Annotated in this window: 21 protein-coding genes and 6 pseudogenes; 17 read left to right on the top strand and 10 right to left on the bottom strand. The window is 67.2% G+C overall.

Annotated features, from left to right (window positions below; translation table 11 throughout):
• Positions 1-839, bottom strand: an 839-nt coding sequence (locus tag ACWC0C_RS45980) for a phospholipase D-like domain-containing protein (RefSeq protein WP_450870988.1), incomplete at its 3' end; no start/stop codon positions are given.
• A gap of 333 nt (positions 840-1,172) precedes the next feature.
• On the opposite strand from ACWC0C_RS45980, the pseudogene ACWC0C_RS45975 reads away from it, so the two are divergent.
• Positions 1,173-1,409, top strand: a pseudogene (locus ACWC0C_RS45975) (DUF4440 domain-containing protein); the annotation flags it as partial.
• A 105-nt stretch (positions 1,410-1,514) separates the two neighbouring features.
• A pseudogene (locus ACWC0C_RS45970) lies at positions 1,515-2,183 on the top strand (alpha/beta fold hydrolase); the annotation flags it as partial.
• A 38-nt stretch (positions 2,184-2,221) separates the two neighbouring features.
• On the opposite strand, the pseudogene ACWC0C_RS45965 reads toward ACWC0C_RS45970, so the two are convergent.
• Positions 2,222-2,660, bottom strand: a pseudogene (locus ACWC0C_RS45965) (transposase); the annotation flags it as partial.
• Between the two features lie 96 nt (positions 2,661-2,756).
• Here ACWC0C_RS45965 and ACWC0C_RS45960 point away from each other — a divergent pair.
• Positions 2,757-3,320: a GNAT family N-acetyltransferase gene (locus ACWC0C_RS45960; protein ID WP_450870987.1), complete on the top strand. Its 564-nt coding sequence runs from the start codon at positions 2,757-2,759 to the stop codon at positions 3,318-3,320.
• Positions 3,321-3,357: 37 nt separating this feature from the next.
• Here the strand turns inward: ACWC0C_RS45960 and ACWC0C_RS45955 are convergent.
• Positions 3,358-3,861: pseudogene (locus ACWC0C_RS45955) on the bottom strand (MBL fold metallo-hydrolase); the annotation flags it as partial.
• Between the two features lie 1,019 nt (positions 3,862-4,880).
• Here ACWC0C_RS45955 and ACWC0C_RS45950 point away from each other — a divergent pair.
• Entirely contained in the window at positions 4,881-5,006 is a 126-nt protein-coding gene (locus ACWC0C_RS45950; protein ID WP_449201933.1) for a hypothetical protein, read from the top strand.
• Here the strand turns inward: ACWC0C_RS45950 and ACWC0C_RS45945 are convergent.
• Together ACWC0C_RS45945 and ACWC0C_RS45940 are read right to left on the bottom strand one after the other, a co-directional pair.
• A complete protein-coding gene (locus ACWC0C_RS45945) occupies positions 5,001-6,377 on the bottom strand; it encodes an MFS transporter (protein ID WP_450870986.1) in 1,377 nt (458 codons plus the stop codon). The two genes, ACWC0C_RS45950 and ACWC0C_RS45945, sit on opposite strands and share 6 nt — an antisense overlap.
• An 83-nt stretch (positions 6,378-6,460) precedes the next feature.
• Positions 6,461-6,913: an endonuclease domain-containing protein gene (locus ACWC0C_RS45940; protein ID WP_450870984.1), complete on the bottom strand. Its 453-nt coding sequence runs from the start codon at positions 6,911-6,913 to the stop codon at positions 6,461-6,463.
• Positions 6,914-8,000: 1,087 nt separating this feature from the next.
• Here ACWC0C_RS45940 and ACWC0C_RS45935 point away from each other — a divergent pair.
• From ACWC0C_RS45935 to ACWC0C_RS45910, 6 genes are all read left to right on the top strand, one after another.
• Positions 8,001-8,456, top strand: coding sequence for an ASCH domain-containing protein (locus ACWC0C_RS45935; protein WP_450870983.1), 456 nt, complete (start codon positions 8,001-8,003; stop codon positions 8,454-8,456).
• Between the two features lie 314 nt (positions 8,457-8,770).
• Positions 8,771-9,010 carry a hypothetical protein gene (locus ACWC0C_RS45930; RefSeq protein ID WP_450870982.1) on the top strand — a complete coding sequence of 80 codons (240 nt, stop codon included), beginning with the start codon at positions 8,771-8,773 and terminating at the stop codon, positions 9,008-9,010.
• 278 nt (positions 9,011-9,288) lie between these two features.
• Positions 9,289-10,542, top strand: coding sequence for an IS256 family transposase (locus ACWC0C_RS45925; RefSeq protein ID WP_450870980.1), 1,254 nt, complete (start codon positions 9,289-9,291; stop codon positions 10,540-10,542).
• The gene (locus ACWC0C_RS45920) at positions 10,539-11,057 is read left to right on the top strand and encodes a GNAT family N-acetyltransferase (RefSeq protein ID WP_450870978.1); all 519 of its coding nucleotides are present in this window, start codon (positions 10,539-10,541) and stop codon (positions 11,055-11,057) included. Before ACWC0C_RS45925 ends, ACWC0C_RS45920 begins: the two co-directional genes overlap by 4 nt.
• 407 nt (positions 11,058-11,464) lie before the next feature.
• Positions 11,465-11,770, top strand: coding sequence for a hypothetical protein (locus tag ACWC0C_RS45915; protein WP_450870976.1), 306 nt, complete (start codon positions 11,465-11,467; stop codon positions 11,768-11,770).
• Between the two features lie 560 nt (positions 11,771-12,330).
• The gene (locus ACWC0C_RS45910; RefSeq protein ID WP_450870975.1) at positions 12,331-13,227 is read left to right on the top strand and encodes a hypothetical protein; all 897 of its coding nucleotides are present in this window, start codon (positions 12,331-12,333) and stop codon (positions 13,225-13,227) included.
• Positions 13,228-13,354: 127 nt separating this feature from the next.
• Here ACWC0C_RS45910 and ACWC0C_RS45905 read toward each other — a convergent pair whose 3' ends face one another.
• Positions 13,355-13,633 (bottom strand): hypothetical protein, encoded by a 279-nt coding sequence (locus tag ACWC0C_RS45905; protein WP_449201991.1) that lies wholly within the window; start codon positions 13,631-13,633, stop codon positions 13,355-13,357.
• Positions 13,569-14,173: pseudogene (locus ACWC0C_RS45900) on the bottom strand (ISAzo13 family transposase); the annotation flags it as partial. The pseudogene ACWC0C_RS45900 and the gene ACWC0C_RS45905, both read right to left, overlap by 65 nt.
• Positions 14,174-14,317: 144 nt before the next feature.
• Here ACWC0C_RS45900 and ACWC0C_RS45895 point away from each other — a divergent pair.
• The 4 genes from ACWC0C_RS45895 to ACWC0C_RS45880 all read left to right on the top strand — a co-directional run bounded on the left by ACWC0C_RS45895 (position 14,318) and on the right by ACWC0C_RS45880 (position 16,873).
• Positions 14,318-14,560 (top strand): hypothetical protein, encoded by a 243-nt coding sequence (locus ACWC0C_RS45895; RefSeq protein WP_450870990.1) that lies wholly within the window; start codon positions 14,318-14,320, stop codon positions 14,558-14,560.
• 288 nt (positions 14,561-14,848) lie between these two features.
• On the top strand, positions 14,849-15,175 hold the full coding sequence (locus ACWC0C_RS45890) for a hypothetical protein (RefSeq protein ID WP_450870973.1): 327 nt from the start codon (positions 14,849-14,851) through the stop codon (positions 15,173-15,175).
• Positions 15,176-15,390: 215 nt separating this feature from the next.
• A complete protein-coding gene (locus ACWC0C_RS45885) occupies positions 15,391-16,017 on the top strand; it encodes a hypothetical protein (RefSeq protein ID WP_450870969.1) in 627 nt (208 codons plus the stop codon).
• A gap of 193 nt (positions 16,018-16,210) precedes the next feature.
• Positions 16,211-16,873, top strand: coding sequence for a peptidylprolyl isomerase (locus ACWC0C_RS45880; protein WP_450870967.1), 663 nt, complete (start codon positions 16,211-16,213; stop codon positions 16,871-16,873).
• Positions 16,874-17,047: 174 nt separating this feature from the next.
• Here ACWC0C_RS45880 and ACWC0C_RS45875 read toward each other — a convergent pair whose 3' ends face one another.
• A complete protein-coding gene (locus tag ACWC0C_RS45875; RefSeq protein WP_450870965.1) occupies positions 17,048-17,659 on the bottom strand; it encodes an IS5 family transposase in 612 nt (203 codons plus the stop codon).
• Positions 17,660-18,110: 451 nt separating this feature from the next.
• Positions 18,111-18,881 (bottom strand): hypothetical protein, encoded by a 771-nt coding sequence (locus tag ACWC0C_RS45870; protein WP_450870963.1) that lies wholly within the window; start codon positions 18,879-18,881, stop codon positions 18,111-18,113.
• A gap of 96 nt (positions 18,882-18,977) precedes the next feature.
• Here ACWC0C_RS45870 and ACWC0C_RS45865 point away from each other — a divergent pair.
• The 3 genes and pseudogenes from ACWC0C_RS45865 to ACWC0C_RS45855 all read left to right on the top strand — a co-directional run.
• A pseudogene (locus ACWC0C_RS45865) lies at positions 18,978-19,058 on the top strand (IS5/IS1182 family transposase); the annotation flags it as partial.
• Positions 19,059-19,585: 527 nt separating this feature from the next.
• Positions 19,586-19,858: a hypothetical protein gene (locus ACWC0C_RS45860; RefSeq protein WP_450870962.1), complete on the top strand. Its 273-nt coding sequence runs from the start codon at positions 19,586-19,588 to the stop codon at positions 19,856-19,858.
• Between the two features lie 275 nt (positions 19,859-20,133).
• The gene (locus tag ACWC0C_RS45855; RefSeq protein WP_450870961.1) at positions 20,134-20,778 is read left to right on the top strand and encodes a dihydrofolate reductase family protein; all 645 of its coding nucleotides are present in this window, start codon (positions 20,134-20,136) and stop codon (positions 20,776-20,778) included.
• Positions 20,779-21,190: 412 nt separating this feature from the next.
• Here ACWC0C_RS45855 and ACWC0C_RS45850 read toward each other — a convergent pair whose 3' ends face one another.
• A complete protein-coding gene (locus ACWC0C_RS45850; RefSeq protein WP_450870960.1) occupies positions 21,191-21,526 on the bottom strand; it encodes a hypothetical protein in 336 nt (111 codons plus the stop codon).
• Between the last annotated feature and the right edge of the window lie 235 nt (positions 21,527-21,761).

The raw sequence follows: 21,761 nt of genomic DNA, 5'->3' as shown, positions 1-21,761 counted from the left end.
CCGAGTAGTCCTTCATCGCCATCGGCGGTCTTCTCGCTTCCTCCGGACCAAGCAGATCCAGTATCAGCGTGTCCACCACTCAGGGGGAGGCCCCCATAGACGCCCGCCAGGTCAGCACCTGCTTCGTTGAGGTCGGCAAGGGCTTGCAGGATGCCCGGATCAGAGAGCAGGAATGCGGCCATTCGCAGACGACTGGCGCCGTGCATGGCAGCGATCACGCGGTCTTCGATGCGTTCACCGGCCTGAGGTTCGAACTGGGTTTCCATCTGCACGCCGTCGACGGAGATTGAGGTCGCGGGGGTGGCAGTGAGCGCGTCGGGTGCCGCAGCGGCTAGGAGAGCTTCGAATTCGGCGCTGTAGGCAGCAGCCAGGTCGGAGCTGCTGACAGTCAGGCAGTTGTTGTCCTGCAAGGTCAGTCCGCCAGTGGTGAAGTTTGCCGACCCTGTCCAGACCGTGGCGTTGTCACGGATGAGGAACTTGTTGTGCATCAACTTCCCAGCATGTTCAGGGTAGGGGGTGGCGTACTCTGCAAGACCCGCCTGGTTGATCGCATCGCCAGTGGTCCCAGGCTTGGGGTCGGCGGTCGGACCACCATGCTGGGCCGGGCCAGCGTCATACAGCAACCGCAAGGCGATGCCGCGGTCGGCGGCGCTCTTCAATGCCCCCAACACCGCAGGCTCACGCAGGTCGTAGATTGCCACGTCGAGGTTGTGCTGGGTACCGGCGATGAAATCAGCCAGGTGCTTACCAAGGTTGGCGTTCAGCTCACAGCGCTTGGATTCGAAAAACACCGACAACCCGTCGCGAGTGTATGTGGTCGTAGGCTGCTGATCATTCATTGCTGCTCCGTGAGCACACGACACTAGTGAGTAAGTGGCACATGCAGGTGCCACGAACCCCTATCAGCTTCCCAGTGTGCAGCGCCGCATGTCGCCTCGCATCTGGAAGCCCGGCCCTCTCTCCACACGTGGCGGCGGGGACTTAGAACTCCTCACGAAATGATCTTTGTGGTGGTTGGATCCTTCCAGTGCTGGGTTCTGGGCTGAGACCGCCCGACGGCATCCGCTGCAAGGAAGTTGGCCAGCGCGCCCAGGTCATCCGCTCGGGCACTGAGCATTGGGTTGCGTGGTTGCGGTGAGCCCGAAGGGTGGGGCGATGATGAAGCGGTGCGTGAGGAGATGCTGGCCGAGTTGCCGGACATTTCCGGCAGCTCGGAGGAGGGTCCCCGGTATGTCCCCTCAGTTATGAGGGGTGTCGTGTTGGCTCCCGGTGTGGTGCACCTGACGTACGAGACCACGATAGAAGGGCGGCGGGCGCGCCGGAGCTCGCTATGGCGCCGGTTGGGCGAGGAGGCGGGTTGGCGCATGTATTACCACCAGGCCACGCCCGTCCCGTCCCAGGGCGACTGAGGTGCGGGTCACCAGCGGCGACGGAGTTCGGATCGCCTTCGAGGTTGTGGGCAGCGGGCCGCCGTTGGTGCTGCTGCACGGTTTCTTGGGGATCGCACGACGTGGCGGTCGGCTGGTTATGTCGACGCACTTGCTGGCGGCCATCGTCTGGTTCTCGTCGATGCTCGTGGTCACGGCGGGAGCGATGCGCCCCATGACGTGGACAGCTACCGGATCGACCGTCAGGTGGGTGATGTCGTGGCCGTACTCGACGCTCTCGACATCTCCCAAGTGGCCTTCTGGGGTGCGTCGATGGGCGGCATCATCGGCCTCAACCTGCTGGCTGGGCACCCGGAACGGCTGACCGCGCTGATTGCCGGTGGGGCACATGGTGGACGTGTCACAGCTGCTCCGGCGGAGGTTCAGCAGGAGGTCGGACTGTTCCGCTCTCGGGGAACGGCTCCCTTCATCGAGATGCTGGAACGTCAAGGACCACTCCCGGCATGGATGCGAGCGGCGATGCAGGCAGCAGACCCGCATGCGCCGGCAGCGCTGACCGCCGCCCTTGACGCCCGCGACGGCGTCCTGGAAAGGCTCGTGCAAACCCCTGTACCGGTCCTTCTGCTCGCCGGCGACCGTGATCCCCGGCTACGGTCGATCCAGGACACCGCTGCTCGGATCTCGGGCGCGATCCGCGCCGAACTGCCCGGTTGCGGGTACTTCGACACATTGCTGCGCCTCGACCTCGCCCTGCCGGTGGTGCGTCCGTTTCTCGCCGCGTACGCGGCTGGGTGAGCCGGTCAAGACTTCTTCGGCGGCTGGCCTGCTCGACGTCATCCACGCCCCCTTGAATGCTGACTCGCGCCTGGCTGCCCGGGCGTCGTCTGAACTGCCGCCAATCGGCGCCAGCAGATCAGCGAGCACCCGAAGCTCAGGAACGCTTCGTGGATGTCGTCGCGAATCTCCCATCGGATGCGCAGGCGGTGGAACCAGTGCAGGTGAGCGAAGGCGCGTTCCACGACCCAGCGCTGGGTGCCCAAGCCGGAGCCGTGCCCGGTGCCCCCGGCGGGCGATGAGCGGCTTCACGCCGAGGTCCCAGACCAGTCGGCGGTACTTGTTGTGGTCGTAGCCTCGGTCTCCCAGCACCACGTCGGGGCGGCTCCGGGGCTGGCCTCGCCTGCCCCGCACCGGTGGCACTGCCTGGAGGAGCGGGATCAGCTGGGTGACGTCGTTGCGGTTGCCGCCGGTCAGGGTGACGGCGAGCGGGATGCCGGTTCCTGATGGGGTTCGCGCGACATCATGGCAAAGCCCCCGAGCTGCCGAGGAAAATCGTTGGGCTGCCCGACTTGTTTCAGGCATGATCGACTCGTGGACGCCAACCTGGAGACCGAGCGCCTGGCCCTGCGCCGCTTCACTGCCGATGACGCGGACCTGCTGATCGAGCTGGACAGCGACCCGGCGGTGATGCGCTACCTGACCGGCGGCAATCCGACCGCGCCGGAGCTCGTCCGCGAGCGCGACCTGCCGAACATCCTCGCCGGCTACGAGAAGTGGGGCGGCAACCTCGGGCTGTTCGCCGCGCACGAGAAGGACGGCGGCGCGTTCATCGGCTGGTTCATCCTCCGTCCCGAGCCGGAGGGCCCGCTGGACGAAGTCGAACTCGGCTACCGGCTGCGGCAGGCGGCTTGGGGCAAGGGTTATGCCACCGAGGGCTCGCGGGCCTTGCTGCGCAAGGCGTTCACGGAGCTCGGTGTGCGCGTGGTCTGGGCTGAGACGATGTCCGTGAATCACGGTTCGCGCAACATCATGGAGAAGCTCGAAATGACGCTCGCGGACACCATCCCCACTCCCTCCGACATGGAGATGATCGAGGGCTCCGAGCATGGGGGCGTACGGTACGAGATCACCAAGGAGCAGTGGGAGCAGCAGTAGCCACGGTGCGAACGGCCACGCCCACGTGGCCATGGGCGTCTCCTTGCCGAAGGGCCAGCGCCTGATGCCCTTCGGTATGCCCTGGTGTCGGAATGATCCAGACTCCCGGCCAGACCTCGGCCTCACCGGCGAGTTCCTCATAGGACGCGGCGGGGAAATCGATCAGCTCGTCGAAGGTGTAGTGGCCGTTGCGGGCAGTGGCCAGCTCGACGTCCTGGACCAGGATGGGCTTGCCGCCCAGGAGAGGGTTCCCGCCGCAGTGGTCGAAGTGGAGGTGGCAGTTCGTGACGAGGGAGATGTCGTCAAGAGTGACTCCGGCCGCGGACAGGGCATCCTGCAGGTCCCGGCGTCGGGGACGGTAATGGGCCTCGGTCTCGGGGTCCGTCTTGCCGATGCCGGTGTCGAAGAGGATCAGGCCGTGATCGTGTTGCACCAGGTAGGCGAGCATAGGTTCGACCCGCGGCTGCGGGCCGCCGGTCTCCGACGCGGGCCGGATGAAGAACCCCAGATCGAGCCGACGCACCGACATGTTCCTCCGCATGCAGCCAGCCTGGCAGGTTTGGGTGTTCCGGTCGGCCAGTCTGCCGAGAGCGGAACCACGACCGACGCCATCGGCTGCAAGGCGTGCGACTCACGTGGAGGGTTCAGCCTGCGGCGGAGTCCAGGGCAGCGGCGCGGGCCTGCGTGATGGCGAGGCGGTACGATTCGGTGCCGGTCTGAATCAGTTTGCCGCCGAAGGTTAACTGGCCACCGCTCACACTGACCGGGTGTGCCCACCGTCAGGCCACAGCATCGGCTGGACGGACTGCTACGCCAGCGCGGACATGTTGCCCCTGACCCACAAGGCGGATCTGCTGCTTCACTCGAACGGCGAACCCAGGTCGATTCCGGATAATCTGGTCGGCGAGGCACAGGAGCGGGCTGGCCGCCAAGCGGAGTGGATCCGTCGGGAAGCTCACCGCCACGGACTTCGCTGACGCCGCTCGTTGCCCAGCGCCCCTCCCAACCCAGGGCGGGCATTTGCGTGTTCAGTCCCCGTATTCCCGCACTGACCAGCCAGCTGGCACTTCGCGGACTCCGAAGCCTGGCGCGATGATCTGGTGCAGTGTTTCGCCGTCGGTCCAGTCGTGGAGGGTTCGGCGAGAGTGGTGACGGGCTCGACTGCCAGTTGGGCATCGGTTCGCCGCATGCCGTCGACGGGGGTGGCCCAGCCGACGATTGGCATCACCAGAATCAGGCCGTCGTTGGGGCATTTGATCGCCAGTCGCCACCCGTCCGGGGCAGCAGCGGCCTGCCGCCCCACATCGCGCAGGTCCTCGCAGGTCACTCAGAGATCAACACAACGATGGGCTACAACGCCATCTACCCGGCGGACGCCATTGAAGCCCACCGCGCGTTCATCGCGCGGCGTCGATCGCTTCGTCCCAGCGAGGAATACCGGACCCCGACGAACGAGGAGTGGGATGCCTTCCTCGCCCACTTCGAGAAGCGCAAGCTTTCTCTGGGAACCTGCGCTCGGGCCTTCGGAACAGCATGCATCCACGAGCACGCTTGCGTCCGATGGCCGGCACCGAGGACAAGCTTGCCCAACTTGATGCGGCCCTCAAGCCCACGGTCACCCACTTGGGATTGCCGACCTTCGGCCAGATCGCCGGGCGGTCTAGCGGCCAGGGCCTCTTGTCATGACCCGGTTTCAGTGGCTGCGTCATGAGCCTCATCAGTGTCGCGGAGGGCCATCTCCTGGGCTTCAGGGTGGGCGGCCGTCGGCGGCGCGTCGTGCGAGGCCGGAAGCTCCCGTCCCAGGCGTGCGAGCGGGGACAAAGCCATCACCACTGGGGACAGCATCATGCCTGCGGCCGTCACCAGGAGACTGGTGCGCAGCCCCCACTCCTCCGCGAGAAAACCGCCGACCAGAGAACCGAGCGGGGTCATCCCCATGCCGACAAACGTGATGGTCGCGGCCGCGCGGCCTTGCATCCCGTCGGGAGTGACGGCCTGCCGGACGGCCATGACCGTGACATTCACCAACTGGCCGCCGCACCCGAACACGAAGCCGACCGCAAGGAGCGCGGGAACCGTCACCGCGGCAGGGCCGTGCATCGCGGGCACACACAGGAACACGCCGTCGCCGAGTGCCGCCGCGCACAGGAGCACCGCGCCATGACCGAACCGGCTCGGCAGGCGGGCGGCCAGCAGCGAGCCCAGGAGCGCGCCCGATCCCGCCGCCGTGAGCGCCAGGCCGACGACGGTGCCCGACAGGTGCATTTCCCGCGGCAGGAAGAGCAGATAGACGGTCATCACGGCCGCGAAGGAGAACTGGAAGGCGGCCGAGGCCAGGCACACGGTCCGAAGCACGGTATCGCCGGCGACGAAACGCAGGCCCTCAACAATCCGCTGCCAGACCCGAGGGGAGTGTTTTGGGCGCTCCGGGATCGGTTCGGCTCGGCGGATCCGCCGGATCGACAGGAAAGACAGCGTGAAAAACAGCGCGCTGGAGGTGGCAGCAATCGGCGCCGACAGCAGGGACACCAACGCACCGCCGAGAGCGGGACCGCCGACCTGCGCCGCGGACCGGCAGCCCTCGAGCGCGCTGTTGCCTTGCACCAGTTGGTCGCGTTCCACCAGCCGTACGAGAGACGCCTGGTATGCCACGTCGAAGAACACGGACAGGGCTCCGACGGCGAAGGCGAGCGCAAGCAGGGCGGGCAGGCCGAGCCAGCCGAGGAGGCTGGCCATGGCGGCGGCGCACAGGGCCAGAGCCCGACCGACGTCCGTGAGCACCATCGTCGTGCGGGTCCGCCACCTGTCCACCCACGCGCCGACGAAGAGCGAGAGCAACAGGATCGGCGCCTGCCCCACTGCGCGAAGGACGCCCAGCTGGCCAGGACTGGCGTTGAGCGTCAGGACGGCGAAGAGCGGCAGAATCACCAGACTTGCGTGTTCACCGAGTTGGGAGGCTGTCTGCCCCATCCAGAGTCTGCGGAAGTCGGCGTCCCGCCACAGGTTTGACGGAACAGGTCGACCGGAATCGGATACAGCGGAGGAAGCGGACGGCACGGGAATCCCTTGTGTTGCCGACAACGAGGCCCGCGACCGAGCACATGAAAGGTGCGCCGACGGTTCGGGGAGGGGAAGGCTCGCTATGCCGCAACATCAAGGGCAGCACGCGATGACGGGCCGGTCACGGCCAACAACGTCAACGCGCGCTCGGAACACCGACCATGTTTCGGCTCCTCGTTGGTGACTCGCTGCGTCCACACCCTAGCCGTCGGCGGCACGACGCGAAAGGCGGCCTTCCTCGCCTCGCGCGCAAACCAAGCAGGCTGAACCCGTAGTTCGGAGAAGAGCCCACGTACCTTCCCGGTCTCATGGGAGTGGTCGACGCACGGGACGAGCAAATCGGGATCAAACAGCCTTGCGTAGATCGCGCACGCAGGGTCCTGGGCGACGAGCAGTTCCTCGAAGTCCTCGAGTTCCATGGAGTAGTTCACCCGGAGCCAACGTCGGCGTTCCTTCTCTGCAAAGCACCGCCGACAGACCCGAGCCTCCCCGTTGAAGTACCAGCCGACGTCATCGAACAGGTGGCCGATCACGCACTTCGGGGTGTCTTCCCACCCCTTCCTGGGCTTCCACGTGTGCTCGGCTGGGTCCTTGCCTTGTCGAGCCGCCCTGGATTCGGACGGGCAGACCCTGCAGACGAGGTGCCCATGGGCGGTGCGGTACGTATTCTCCTCCGTGCGCTCATGCCCGTTCGCACACCGCTCCAGGTGGTCCTCCCGCTTTCCGTCGACTGCTCGTACACCCAGCGGTGCAACGCGATCTGCCGGCTCTTGCCTTCACGCCAAGCCCGACGGTCGGATGTCTGTGGCCGACCCTCCTTGCTGACCGTTCCGTTCCACTCCAGGCACTCCCAGCCTTGGCGCACTTCGTCGGCACCCAGTCCAGAGTGATTTCCTCGATCTCCTCGCGCCTGTACTCGGCCGCCCCATACTTTCTCGACCGCTTGTAGCAAGGCTGACACATGCGATCCCGGACAGGCTTGTGCGGACGCGAGCACTTCTTGCACGTCCGCTCGAACTGCACGGGGATATGACTCTGACGCTGCATGCCGGGACGGTAGCTGACGCCACTGACAACCAGCCGGGCCTCATCCTGGAGCGCCTTCTCGCACCTCGATCCACCCTGGCCTCAGACGTGCGGCCTACGATGTGCCACCTTTGTGCCGATCAGCCGATCAGCCGATCAGCCGATGGCAGTGATGGCCGGCCGGGGGGGGAGCGAGTTCCTGTTGGTCTTTCGCACTTCTGGATGGTCCGCCACTGACATGACGCGGTGCTTTGCGGCTCGGAGAGCGGACACGGGGCGGCGTGCGAACTTCTGCCGCAGTAGCGCCTGCAATCGCGTCACGCGGGTTCCGGAGGTGACCGCTTTGCTGGAGGCGCAGGCCGACCGCGGTCGGCCGTTCGGTCAGCTGCCTCTGGCTTGAGGAGCCCCCCGCTGGGTGAGGACCTCGAGCACGTTGCCAGCGACCTGGAGGCAGCCCGCGCTGGCACTGGCGCTCGTCCGCGAGCGCGTCGAGGACCTAGACCCAGGCAGGCGACATTCGTCTCCGCCCCGGTCCCCGCCACGTCACGGCCCATTCCTGTCGGCCCGCGCGGCATGGGCAGTTACCGTGACCGCATGACGACTGACGACACGCCGCCCGCGAACCTCGCATCGATGCCCAGGGCCGAGTTCGCCTTCCCCGGCCCGCTGCGCGACCAGCTCGTCGCAGCGATCCTCAACGGTTCCAAGACCTCCACCACAGGACTCCTTGTCGACTACGAGCATGAAGGGGAGCCCCTGCCGAAGGTCGGGAGCCGTTCGGTGGTCATCGACTCGGATGACCGTCCGGTCGCGGTCATCGAGATCACCGGCGTGCGTGTCGTCCCGCTGGCACAGGTGGATCTCGCTCACGTGGTGGACGAGGGGGAGGGGGACACCAGCGTGGCCGAATGGCGGGCGGGACACGAGCGGTTCTGGCACAGCGAGGAGATGCGCGCGGCGTTGAAGGACCCCGAATTCACCGTGGACGACACGACTCTGGCGGTTCTGGAACGCTTCCGCCTTATCACCGACCTTCGCCCCGTCGATTGACCAGCCGCCCTATCGCTCACCACGTCGTAAGAGAACAACTCCTCCAAGAACTGCCGTCGTGGACCGTTCCGCAGCTCCGCCGTGCTTGGCATCCACAAGACCAGGGCTTCGCCAGGCCGTCGAAGTCGCTGCCGACCTGTCGGCTGTCGCGTGCTAGCGCAACCATGCCCCTGCCGAGGCCGGGTTCGGACGCAAACGCGCTCACGGGGCTGGCCTCGCCTTTCACGACTTGCGGCCAGAGCCGCCGGTGGTGAGCTGCCCCGGGATGCGGCCCTGTTCTCCCGAAGCTACGGCGAAGTGACAAGGAGCTCTCTGTGGTCAGAGTGACGCTCGGTCAGGGTAGCGGGGCGGGGTCCGGGGACTTCGCCGGCCTGGAGGGCGTCGAAGTCGGCTTGGGCCTGAGCGACGGCTTCGGGATATGCCTCGCGCTTGGCGTGCTCGGCGAGCGCCCGGTAGATGCTGGCGACGGAGGGGTTCTGTCCTTTGCGATCAGGCACGAGCAGCCCAAGTCGCAGGCTCCGATGGCAATGGAACCGGCGATGATACCGAGGTAGATCGCGATAGCGACTGCGGTGATGAACGGGGTCACCCGGTACGGCTGTAGCCATGATCTGGCCGTTTTGAGCTCGTCGCTGGGATCGAAGCCGAAGCTGGCAGCCACGACTGCCGTGACACCGAGAAGCGAACCACCTATACGGCATTTGAAGGTGAACCCGAGCAATGCTCAGTACCTGTGGATCACTCCTGACGGAAGGAGGCGTACCTTCCCGATGGATCGATCGATAGGTCATCGAGCAAGGCCGACGTTGGCGTCGGTCGGGAAGGCACGCCCGTGCTTACGGTAGTCAACGAGGACGGCGCCACGCCAAGCGGCAGTTCGCCGCTGGATGAGGTTGTTCGGGAAGGCGCTCGGCGGATGCTCGCCGCCGTGCTGGATGCCGAAGTCAACGCTCTCATAGCCGAGTTGGCCGACCAGCGTGACGACAAGGAGCGCCGCCTTGTGGTCCGCAGCGGCTACCACGAGCCCCGGCAGGCCAGCACCGCGGCCGGCGTGGTCGAGCTGAAAGCCCCGCGGGTGAACGAGCGCGTCGACGAGGCCACGGGTGAGCGCAAGCGGTTCCCCTCGGCGATCCTGCCGCCGTGGTGCCGCAAGTCCCGGAAGATCAGCGAGGTGCTGCCGCTGCTCTACCTGCACGGACTGTCCTCCGGCGACCTCGTGCCCGCGCTGGAGCAGTTCCTCGGTTCCTCCGCCGGGCTCTCGGCGGCGACGGTCACCCGGCTGACGACGCAGTGGCAGGCCGACCACACTGCCTTCCTGGACCGCGACCTGTCCGGGGTCGACTACGTGTACGTGTGGGCCGACGGCATCCACCTCAACGTCCGCCTGGAGGAGGCCAAGGCGTGCGTCCTGGTGCTCATCGGGGTCCGGGCCGACGGTTCCAAGGAGCTGGTCGCACTCAAGGACGGCTACCGCGAGTCGGGGGAGTCGTGGGCTGACCTGTTGCGTGACTGCGCCTGCCGGGGCATGCACGCCCCGGTCCTGGCGGTCGGTGACGGCGCCCTGGGCTTGTGGAAGGCCCTCGCGGAGGTGTTCCCCGCCACCCGCGAGCAAAGGTGCTGGGTTCACAAAACGGCCAATGTCCTTGACTCCCTTCCGAAGTCCGCGCAGCCCGGAGTGAAGAAGGCCATCCAGGACATCACAGGCGCCGAGGACCGCGACCACGCGGTACAGGCGACCACACCGTTCGAGAAGCTCTACGGCGCGAAGTTCCCCAAGGCCGTCAAGAAGATCACCAGCGATCAGGAGGAGCTGCTGGCGTTCTACGACTTTCCGGCCGAGCACTGGATCCACCTGCGGACCACGAACCCCATCGAGTCGACGTGCTCCACCGTCCGGCTGCGGACCAAGGTCACCCGCGGCGCCGGCTCCCGCACCGCCGCCCTGGCCATGGTCTTCAAGCTCGTCGAGTCCGCCCAGCAGCGGTGGCGGGCCGTCAACGCGCCCCACCTCGTCGCTCTCGTCCGCGCCGGAGCCCGCTTCGAACGCGGCCGGCTGGTCGAACGCCCCGAGGCGGTGGCGGCGTGAGCACCCTCGCGGCCCGGACCATCAGCACCAGGCGGCTGGACCTGCTGCCGCTGCACGTGGAGCATGCCGAGGAGATGGCCGCGGTGCTGTCCGATCCGGCTGTGCACACCTTCATCGGCGGTACTCCGGACACCCCGCAAGCCCTGCGCTCGCGCTACCAGCGCATGACCGCAGGCTCTCCCGATCCGGCCGTCTCCTGGCTGAACTGGGTGATCCGGCTCCGTGATGAGTCCTGTCTGACGGGCACCGTCCAGGCGACGGTCAGCCCCTCCGGCCACGGCCCCATCGCCGAGATCGCCTGGGTGGTGGGGACCCCGTGGCAGAGGCAGGGTATCGCCACCGAAGCAGCCCGAGGACTCGTCGACTGGCTCAGCTGGCAGCCGGTGCACACCGTCATCGCCCACATCCACCCCGAACACCGGGCATCCGCCGCCGTCGCCACTGCCGCCGGGCTCATACCCACCGACGAATGGCGCGAGCGCGAGATCCGATGGCACCGGAGTATCAAGCGATAGCTTCAACCATCCACAGGTCTTCACTATTACTCCCGCGTTGCGTCGGGCGGGTTCTGTGCTTCGGTGCGCCCCTTGGCGCCTCGGCGTGGAGTGGGGGAGGGGCGTAGGCAAGGGCGATGGTTGTCGGTGCCCTGGGCTACGGTCGTGTAGCCCCGTTGGGTGGCTCCGCTCTCGCCTGGCCTCCAACGCCGGCCAGGCGAGAGCAGCCAGCGCGCCCCCAACAATCTTCGGCACGGGGCCGGGCTCTTCCGGATGGAAGGCCGACATCCTAGGGTGCCCTGTTCCTTTGACGGGCCTGGGCGGTCCGAATACAAGGAAAACCGGGAACTTCCGGACAGCCCGCATCATGAAAGTGCGAGGCTAAGAAGACCGTCTACGGAGACCCCGGCACCACGCTCTCGGTCTCGGTGACCGAGGGCCACACCTGGACCGGCACCATTACATATTGGGCCAAGCTGAGCGAGTCAGTCCTCATCGCTTCCGCCGAGGAGAGCATCAGCGGCTCGATCTCCTATGCCAAGACCACTACCGTCACTCTTGGCGGGTCGTGGGTGGTCCCGAAGAACCAGAGGCAGGGATGGCTCGCACTCGGCCCGAAGGGATACTCCTTCAGCTGGGAACGGGGTTCCACGAACGGCGGCTACAAGTGGATCGTCTCCAACCATGGGACCGCCAAGCTCCCGGCGCTCTCGCCCTACATCGCCCACTCGTGAGTTCTTGTCGGGTCGAAGACGCTGTACACGGGATTGGGCCACGGCCCGCGCGGTTTCACGCTTCCCGCGTCAGCGGGGAAAGCCTCATCCATCGCGGTGATGTGGACATGTGCCGGTTCCTCAAAGTTCGACATCACCGCTGCCGGACATTCCCTTGCCGGATCTCAGTGCGGTGACGGGACCGGCGTATTTGGCGCCAAGATCCCGCACGCCAATATCCACGAACTCGTGTGGAATTTCTCAGCTGACAATTCGGTGATCTGGCGGATCGTCGTGACCCAGCCACCTGGGAGCCAACCTCGATCTTGCGATGGTCCGTCAGCTGCTGACGGACCCCGTGACCTGCTGGGGCCTTCGGCGACCACGCTTTGGCGGCGGCGTAGTTCAGCGCGTACCTGTCGGACTGCGTGCGGCGCATTGGGGGGTGTTCGTCCTCGGCGGGGGCCGTGCATCGTGAACGGGGTCTTCCGCAGCCTGATGTACGTCTTTGCCCTCTTCCTGGAGGGCGGATCGATGCGGTCTTTCCGGCTCAACCGCCCTGTATCGAAGGGGGATCGTTGTTGCGCAACGCAGTTCGGGCCGTGGGTGTCGCCGGTCTTGCCGTGGTGCCCTTGTTGGGAGGGGCGGCGGGGGTGTCGGCCGCCGAGGGCGCGAGCCCGGCTCCGAGCGGCAGCCCGTCTCCGGCGGTCCGCCTGGAGTACCACGTGGCTCAGAACCTCGCCCTGGAGGCGGGCGACGACATCTCGTTCAGCCTTGAGGGAATGCCCCCGGGATGGGACAAGGTGGAGGTCACCTCCCCGGCTCTGCAGGAGCCGATCACCCTGACTCCCCTGAAGAAGGGGTCGACGCAGTCGGTCCAGGTGGACGCGCCGGGAACAGACCACCGTGTCCGCTCGGGCCTGCGCGCGGGCACCTATCCGGTCACCGCGACGAGCCACGGCCGTACCGTCGCCACCGCACAACTCAAGGTCCTAGCCGAGAACTCTGCGCAGATCTACCGGTTCGTCATCGGTCCCAGGGACGCGTCGCCCGGCAGCGGCACACCCGCCTCCCTCCGCCCGGGCAGTGACGTCCGGGTGGTCCTCACCGACCTGCGGGCCGCACCGGGGGAGGACTCCCTCATCGTCACGTCGCCCGTCTTCAAGGGCCCGTTGACGATCAAGGCGGACAGCCCGGACAACCCCGGCTGTAAATGCGACGACGGCGGCACGGTCTACGCGGGCCACGGACAGCTGCGAGGCGACGTACCCAACGGCCGCTACACCGTGACCGTGATCAGCCACCACCGGCAGCAGACCACGAAGCAGCACGTCACGATCGCCGGCCAGCCCGTCGCGGACGGCGACGGCCCGTCCTGGGCGGTCACCGGTGGCGTCGCGGCCACGGGGCTGGCCCTCGCCTCCGGCGCGTTCGCGGTGCGGCGCCGCCGCTCACGGAAGGCTGCGCCCTCCGCGTAGCGGCGGACCCGGCGGCCGCGGACCGTCTACCCCGGGCGGCTCGAGCGGGCACCGGTGGGCGCGCGCCGAACTGTGCTCCCCGCCTTCCCCGCCTACCGTGCACGAGCTCGTTAAGGCTCGCATAGAATCAACATGCTGATTCGATCTCCGTGGGGCTGCGGTTCGCGAGGAACGCCGTGACGTCAGCGGGGGTGCGGAACTGGGCAAGCAGACCTCTGGTGCCGAGTTTGCGCAGGTAGAGCACGGTGGCCAGGACTCTGTCGGCGGTGGTCAGCTTGTCCTTGGCCCCTGCACCGCGAGCACGGATGCGTTCGCCTCCTCGCTGCTGGATCCGTTCTTGCTCACGTAACTCGTTCAAATTCACGGCCAGTTGGTTGATGAGTTCGTCCAGCGTGGGTTCGGGCATGCCGGTCAGCTCGGGGTCGCGCAGACTCCTTGTGCAGGGCTGCGGGGACGGTCCGCTGGCTGACTGGGTTCTGGGCTGCGCTGGTGGTGTCGCGGGGGTGAGGGTGGAGGGTGTAGTTCCAGTCGCCGTGGAAGCGGTGGCGGTGCATGGGCAGGGCGTCGATGCATGGGCAGGGCGTCGATGTCGCTGTCGGTGACCTTGATGCCGGTGTCGTAGGTGCGCGGGTCGAGTTCGGCGTGAACTTTCAGGCCGGTGCGGGTAGTGGTCGCCGCGATGCTGTTGACGATGACGTCGTGGCTGGTGAGCGGTCGGCCGCGCCAGTTCATGGAGATGTGGGAGAATAGCCGCTGCTCGATCTTGTTCCACTTCGATGTGCCCGGGCGGCATGGGGCAGACTGTGACGGCCAGGCCTGTCTCGGCAGCCAGGGCTGCGAGTTCGGTCTTCCAGGCGCGGGTGCGGTAGCCGTTGGTCCCGCCCGCGTCCGCAATGATCAGCAGACGGGTGGCGGCCGGATAGGCGTGCCGGCTCCGGGCCTGCCACCCGTGTATTGCCAGTAAGGACCTGCCAACGAGAGTGGGGGGGCACCACAAGGTGGGGCTCCGTTCCGGCTCGGGCGAGCCGGGCTGCACAGCGGAAGGCGTCCTGAAGAGGGCAGGCCGTTCAAGCCGGTCATCGATGCCTGGTTGCGGGCCGACATCACGCTGAAGGGCCCGGTGATCCACGAACGGCTCGTCGACCGGTACGGGTCCACCGGCAACTACCAGCAGGTGAAACTCTACTTGCCGCTGGCCCGCCCCGAGGTGATGGCCGAGCTGGGCATCGGTCCGGACGAACTCGACGGTCCGCACCGGCGGTTCGAGGTTATTCCCGGGTCCAGGCCGAGCAGCTGGTCGCGCTCGACGGTGAAAGGTCGGCGAGACCGGTGACCAGGCCGGCGTCGATGAGCTGGACGATGCGGGTTTGGCTCAGGCCCTCGATGTCGAGCTGGTCTCGGCCGGCGGCGAAGGCGAGAGAGGCGACCAGGTGGCAGTTGCGGCTCTGAGCGCACCAGGCGGGACGAAAACACGCCAGACTGCCGTACAGCGACCTAGAAGACCTCAGTTTGATCAGGGTCGGGCTCCCTGGCCGGGGCGGGGATGTGGCGGCCTGGTCGTCGGTAACGTGACGGCCAGGATCAGAGCGTTGCCGACGTACTGCGCCGGCTCCTCGAGGGCGTGCCCGCACTGATCGGTGAGCTGCTCCTGGCCCTGGAGAAGACGTGTGGCGAGGCGCTGCTGCGCGAACTGTCCGCCCGCGAGCGGCAGTCGGCCGTACCGGGCGACCTGGGCACAATCCTGGCCGTCAAGGTGGCGCTGCTGGACCGGCCCGCCTTCGCCTCGTTGTTCGACACCACGAGCGCGAGCAGGTCCTTCTCGCTGGACGCCATCGCCCACCATCTCCTGCAGGTCCGCATCGATCGGCCCGCCCACGAACACGAGGACGCCTGCCGGATCCGGGGCTTGAGGGACATCCGCGAACTGCCGCAGGAGGACGACGAGTAGGACCTCCTCGACCGCAACGAAGCCGCCGCCGAGCGGGGCGTCAGCCCCAAGACCTGGGACGAGAACTACAAGACACATCCCCAGATCGCCCCTCACCTGACTACGGTCAAGGGTGTGGAGCACTGCCCGCCGCGGCATCGTGCAGGCCTTCCGCACCGGCAAGGACGCAAGCACCGACGCCGGACCCTAAGGGCCGGCCCAAGGGCAGCGGGGACATGGTGCCGCGCGACGAGATCTCCGCCCGGGTCGGGGACCTGCTCGACGAGGACCCGGCGGTGACCCTCGCAACGGTCCAGGAGCGCCTCGGCCTGTCCTACGCCGCGGCCGCCCGGGCCCTTCCCCGGCTGCGCGGGGAGCGGATCGCCGACCTGCTGCAGACCGAACCGGACGTGACCCCCGAGGAGGCCGCCACCCCGCTCGGCTACCCGACCGCGGTGCAACGCACAGCCCTTGCCGGCGCCGCCACCGAACTGCGTGCCCGGCAGGTCCAGCCGTACCTGCAGCGCGTCGCCGACGTCCTGGTCGGTGCAGGCCTGGCCGAGGCGCAGGACGTCCGGGTACAGCGCCTGGACGGCGATGTGCTCGCCGCAGCCGTGACGCTGAGCGGATCCGGCGCGCCCGCCCTCGTGTGGTTCGAGCGCTACGGCTGGCGTACCGCCGTCAGCCGGCGTCACCCGATCGGCGAGGACACTGGCACCCCGCCGGAGGGCGAGGGCATCCGCTACCTCAGCGGGCATCAGCAGCCCGAACCCTCCGAGCTGCTGGCCGCGCTCGCCGACCGCCGGCACGGCACCAGGCATCCCAAGGCCGTCCACCCGGCCGGAGGCACGCTGCAGGGCTGAATCCGCCGACCGGTCCGGGCCCGACCCTCCACCCGCGACCTGCGCCGCGAGCTGTTCCACGCGCTCGGCTGCAGTGGCGCCGCCCCCCCAAGTTGACGGTGCCCGGAGCAGGGGTTTCGCCCGGACGACGGAGCGGGCAGGATGAGGCGGCCATGACATACCCATACGGTGCTGACCCGAAGGGAACCGTCTCGTGCTCCGTAAGCCAAGCGCGCTGCTCACCGCCTCCGCCCTGCTCCTCCTCGGCACCGCGACGCAGGCCGCAGCCGACAATCCGCCCCCTGCCGCGCCGTCGGCCGCCTGCACCTACACGCCGGCCGTTCCCGCAGACAACTTCAAGGGGATACCGGTCTTCGACCCGGTGAAGGCCGCCAAGCCGTACAGCGCGACGCTGCGCACTGGCCAGGGCGCGATCACCTTCCGGGCACTGACCGACAAGGCTCCCTGCACCACGTACTCCTTCAAGTTCCTCGCCCGGCACGACTACTTCGACCGCTCACACTGCCACCGGCTCACCACCGCGCGCATCTACGTGCTCCAGTGCGGCGACCCGACTGGCACCGGGAGCGGCGGACCCGGCTACTCCTTCCCCGACGAGAACTTGACCGGGGCGACCTATCCCGCTGGGACGGTAGCGATGGCCAACGCTGGGCCCAACACCAACGGAAGCCAGTTCTTCTTCGTCTGGAAGGACACCAAACTCTCGCCCGCCTACACGCCGTTCGGCAAAGTCACGGCGGGTCTCGACGTGCTCCAGAAGATCGCGGCGGGCGGCGAGGACGACCAGAACGGGCCGGGAGACGGCTTTCCGACGCTGCCGGTGAACATCAAGCGCGTACAAATCAAGAGCAGGTAGTACGGTCCTGCCCCGGCCCTGTCCTTGCGGGAGGCTTCGTCCGTCCCGGTCATGGTCGGTGTCGAGGACGTGTGTCCGAACGGTGGGTGGTCCAGGCTCGGCAGACGGAAACCAGCCGGCGTCCGTCCGGCGGCCCTTGGGGGCATGGACGCCCTTGCCTACGGATTACAACGGCTAACACAATGAGCCGAGCTGTCGGTGGGTGATGAGGCAGCAGGCGAGTTTGAGGAGTGCTTCGTGGATGTCGGCTCGTCGTTCCCAGCGGATGCGCAGGCGGCGGAAGCCGTGTAGCCAGGCGAAGGTCCGCTCAATCATCCATCTGTAGGTGCCCAGTCCGGTGCCGTGCCGGGTGCCTCGGCGGGCGGTGGCGGGCAGGATGCCGCGGGCGCGGACCTGGTCGCGGTAGACGTCGTGGTCGTAGCCTCGGTCGGCGAACAGCGAGTTGGGCTTGTGGCGGGGATGCCCCACTCGGCCACGGACCGGCGGGATCGCATCGAGCAACGGGATCAGCTGGGTGACGTCGTTGCGGTTGCCGCCGGTCAGCAAGACCGCGAGCGGGGTCCCGTGCCCGTCGGTGATCAAGTGGTGCTTCGAGCCGGCCCGGCCCCGGTCGACCGGTGACGGGCCCGTGTGGCTCCCCCTTTTAACGCCCTGATGTGGGAGGAGTCGACCACGCAGCGGGACCAGTCGAGCTTCGCCGCCGCGTTGCTCGGCGAGCAGGGCCTCGTGCAGCCGCTGCCACACTCCGGCATCGTTCCAGTCCCGCAGCCGGCGCCAGCAGGTCATGCCCGAGCCGAAGCCCAGAAGCGCCGCTCGCGCTGCGGCAGCAGCGGCTCAAGACGGTCCCACAGCTGATCCGACACGATCCACGGCGGTGTATCCACACTGGACTGAACGCTGAACTCCCGGGTCGACAACGACCGTCAGCGCCGATCCACCTCATTGTGTTAGCCGTTGTTAAGGACGAGTGCACGCCGGGCGGTGCTGTGAACGTGCGGTCGGCGGAGCGGCGTTGGGCTGGAGTTTCCAGTCAAGCGCCCCAGCCTGGGGCTTGGCGCACTAGTTTGGAAGATCGCGTAACAGGGTTGCGGCTGACCAGGCGAGACGTTGACGTGCGCGTTCTCTGGATGCATGCCGACGTTCCCCGTGGTTCCCCGCCGGTTGCTGCTCGACCGGGCACGCGGGGGGCCCACGGGGCATTCTCCGACCTTCCCGGATGGGTGGGTGGCCCGAGAGCTCACTGACCCAGCATCCAGTTCAACTTCGACGCGTCCACCGACTGGTTCGCGGGCGGGGTGGCCGAGGGGACCGGCTTGTCGTAGTCCGTGATGAGGAAGATCCGGTCGATGTCTTTGCCTTTCTCGGTGAGCTTGATCGGATAGGGTTTGCCCCGCGTTGCGACGTACTCCGCGAGCCTGGTGCCGTTCGCGTACCGGCCGGTGATCCGTACGGCCCTCATGCCGTCGACGGTCGTCGTGCCGTCCTTCCGCTCGCCGAGCACATGCTGGTTGCTGGAGACACGCTGATAGGCTTTCAGGTCGCACAGCCGAGACGTGTTGCCGAACAGCTCCTTGAGCACCGGGTCGTCGTTCTTGCCGTGGACGTACCGGTTCTTCACCTGGTTCGCCGCCTTAGTTCCCTTGCCGCCCGGGAACTGGGACTTCCAGAAGGCCGCATCGGGCTTAACCCACACCTCGTCGCCCTGCTTGACCAGCTGCGCGCTGCCCTTGTCACCGAGCGTGAAGGAGCCGGTACAGTTGGCCTTCCGGTCGAGCCGGAAGTCCATGGCACTGACGGCGTCGCCCCTCGAAGCGGCCGGTCCCGAGTCCTTGGCTCTCAGGTGTTCGGATTGGGCGGAGCGCAGGGCCTGGTTCGCAAGGTGCGCGATCTCCTGCGGGGACTTCTTCTCGATGCCGTTGTCGCCGTCACCCCCCGAGGCCCAGGTTGACACAGCGCACAGCACCACGGCGCTCGATCCCACCACGGTTACGAAGAGTATTCTTTTCATCACTCTACCTCCATGAACCCCTGAGATCCCACCGTCACTGTCACGTTATCTCCGGGGCTTTCTTCTCGCGCGCAGTGTCAGAGCAGGCTCCCGCTACAGCGAACGGTCAACCGCTCGCTCTCCGCGGCCCGGGCCCCGGTGGAGCGTGGAGTGGCCCGTCTGAAGTCCTGGCGGGTGGACCCCACTGCAATCCATACCGGAGACCATGCGCCGAGACCTCGGCGTGAATCGGGCACACTAAGCGATCACTGCTGCTCTGTCCTTCGAGCTGCACCTTCACCACTATCTTCATCCACCACTCACCTCAGCTCCCATCCCGTACGCCGTCGACCCACACACCGTGGTGCGGGCGTGGGTTCCTGGCGTCCAGGTGGAGCGCGCCTTCGCACACCTGCACTGGTTCCGCCGCCTGCGGGACCTCTGGGAGATCCGCGACGACATCCACGAAGCCTTCCTTACCCTCGCATGTGCGCTCATCTGCTGGCGGCGCCTGCGAGCATTGAAATGAGGGCTGAAAAGAAGGTTGAGTCCTACGTCATGAGCCAATACGCCAAGGCGTTCCACGCCATCGACATCGGTGATGGCGGCGACGGGCGCTGGGCCGAGCACGTCCGGCCGACCATGGTGAGTGCGAAAGACTGGCTGACCGAGGGGGCCAGACGCCCGAGGGTGCGGCCCGTTCCCGGCGACTGTTCGAGGAGCACATGCCCGAGCTGGTCCCGGCTCTCGACCGGCTCGGCGGCCAACTGGCTTCACCTCAGGCCGGGACGCTTCTCACCATGGCAGCGGTGCGGCCGTTCTTCTCCGGCTGCACCCAGATGAGCCGCCCGGGCACTCTGCTCAGAAACTACGACTTCGCTCCCAAACATTGCGAAGGCACCATCGTCTCCTCCCACTTCCTCCGCCCTGTGATCGACATGCAGGAAGCAGGGTGGGGTCTACTGGACGGCATGAACAATGCCAGCCTTGCGGTATGAGCAGCGTAGCGACACCAAGTGCCATGGCGAGGTGCTTTCGCAGAATCGAACTCATGGCTGAACGCTAGTTACGCCGCCCGCGGAGTGCGATCCGGCGAACCCCAGGATCGGAGTGGGGTATCCCCCCAGCGCGTGCTGTGGGGGTTCAGAAGCAGACTCAGCCGCGCATTGAAAAAAAGTTGCGGGTCGCTGTCGATCCGGCCGCGTCCCATTCGACGTCATGATGTGTGGCGCCTCGCCACACAATGACGCCACAGGACCTGACGAGGAAACACGTGGATCAACTGCTGAGAGTCATGAATTTCAACGTCTCCAGTGACGGGATCGGCGCCGGTGAGCACCAGAGTCTCGAGAGACCATTCGGCCACGACCATCCCGAGAGGCTGTTCGCATGGGCCGGAGCCACGGCGAGCTGGCCCATGCGCACGGATCACGGCGGGAGCCGGGGCCTTGACGACTACTTCACGCGAGACTTCGCACGCAACATCGGTGCCGAGATCATGGGCCGCAAGAAGTTCGGGCCCCAGCGCGGGCCCTGGCAGGACCATGAGTGGCGCGGCTGGTGGGGGGACGAACCCCCGTTCCGCACCCCGGTGTTCGTCATGACGCACCACACGCGTCCTTCGTTCACGCTCTCCGACACCACGTTCCACTTCGTCGACGGCGACCCGGCCACGGTACTCGCGCAGGCGCGGGAGGCGGCGCAGGGAATGGACGTCAGGCTCGGCGGCGGGGTGACCACCATCCGGCAGTTCCTCGACGCCGACCTCGTCGACACCATGCATGTGGCGGTCTCGCCGGTGAAGCTCGGGTCCGGACTACGACTTTGGGAGTCCCCCGATGAGCTGCTCGACCGCTTTCACCTGGAGGTCGTGCCCAGCCCGAGCGGCGTGACGCACCACCTGTTCTGGCGAGGGTGACGCACGGGCCCACTCGGGGCCGGCTGAAAAGGCTGGCCAGGCACTCAACGACCAGCCGTTCAGCTGATTCGTCCTGATCAAGGGTTCACAGACGGGTTCTGACACCTGCAGGCCCCGCCTCGACGGCCCGCTGCCCTCACGGGCCGCGGGCCGTCCCACAAAGTGACGTCATATCTCGGGCTCTGACTCAACTCTGTTGAGGTGAGGCGCGGCGGCCGGTGTGCAAGCGGTACGGGGAGAAGTTCACCGACGAGCGCTGGAAGGAGATCACCGAGCGGGACGCCTGGAAGGCGGCTGGCGCCCCGTCCCTGTGCGGGGCTGGGCCGTGAGCCATTGGCGGCTGGTGGCACCAAGTACGGTGCTGAGCGGCCAGCGTTGGAACGGGCGGCCCACTCGGAGCGCCTCCGGCCCGTCAGGTTGGCGTTGCTGGTGTGCCGGTGGCAGGCGGATCGGCGGGTGCGGACAGGGAGCCCGGCGGTGCGCTGACTGCTTCTCGCGCTTGCCTGATGTGGGTCAATCCCTGAAGGGCGTGTCGTCTGGGTAGCCGGCCCAGGAGCCGGCCTTCGTGGCGTCCTTGGCGTGCTTGGTTGCGTGCCTGGACGAGAATGAGGACGTGCTGGGGGAGGTTCTGGATCACCAGGTGGAGCAGGATGATCAGGGCGATGCCCCACCATGGAGCACCCGTCAGAGCGGTCAGTGCGCTGGGTGCGAGGTTGGTGAAGGAGTCGGTGAGGCGGGGCATGGTCATCGGAGGCTCCGAGGTTGCAGGGGCGGCGTGCGGGCGACGGATCGCTGTCTCGCTGGTGCAGGACAAGGTGCCAAGGGGTGGGGTTAGCCGCGCGAGACCCTGCGGATGCGCCGGGCCCGTGGCGGGTACGGCCCGGACAGTGAAGCGCTCCGGGTCTGATGGAGGCTCGATTCCCTGAGAGGATCGAGTCATGGCCCGTCCGTCCCCTTACCCTGCCGAGCTGCGTGAGCGTGCG

It is taken from the genome of Streptomyces sp. NPDC001709, assembly GCF_053596375.1.
Note: the sequence above shows the minus strand (reverse complement) of the source record. Positions and strands in the feature narration are given on the sequence as shown.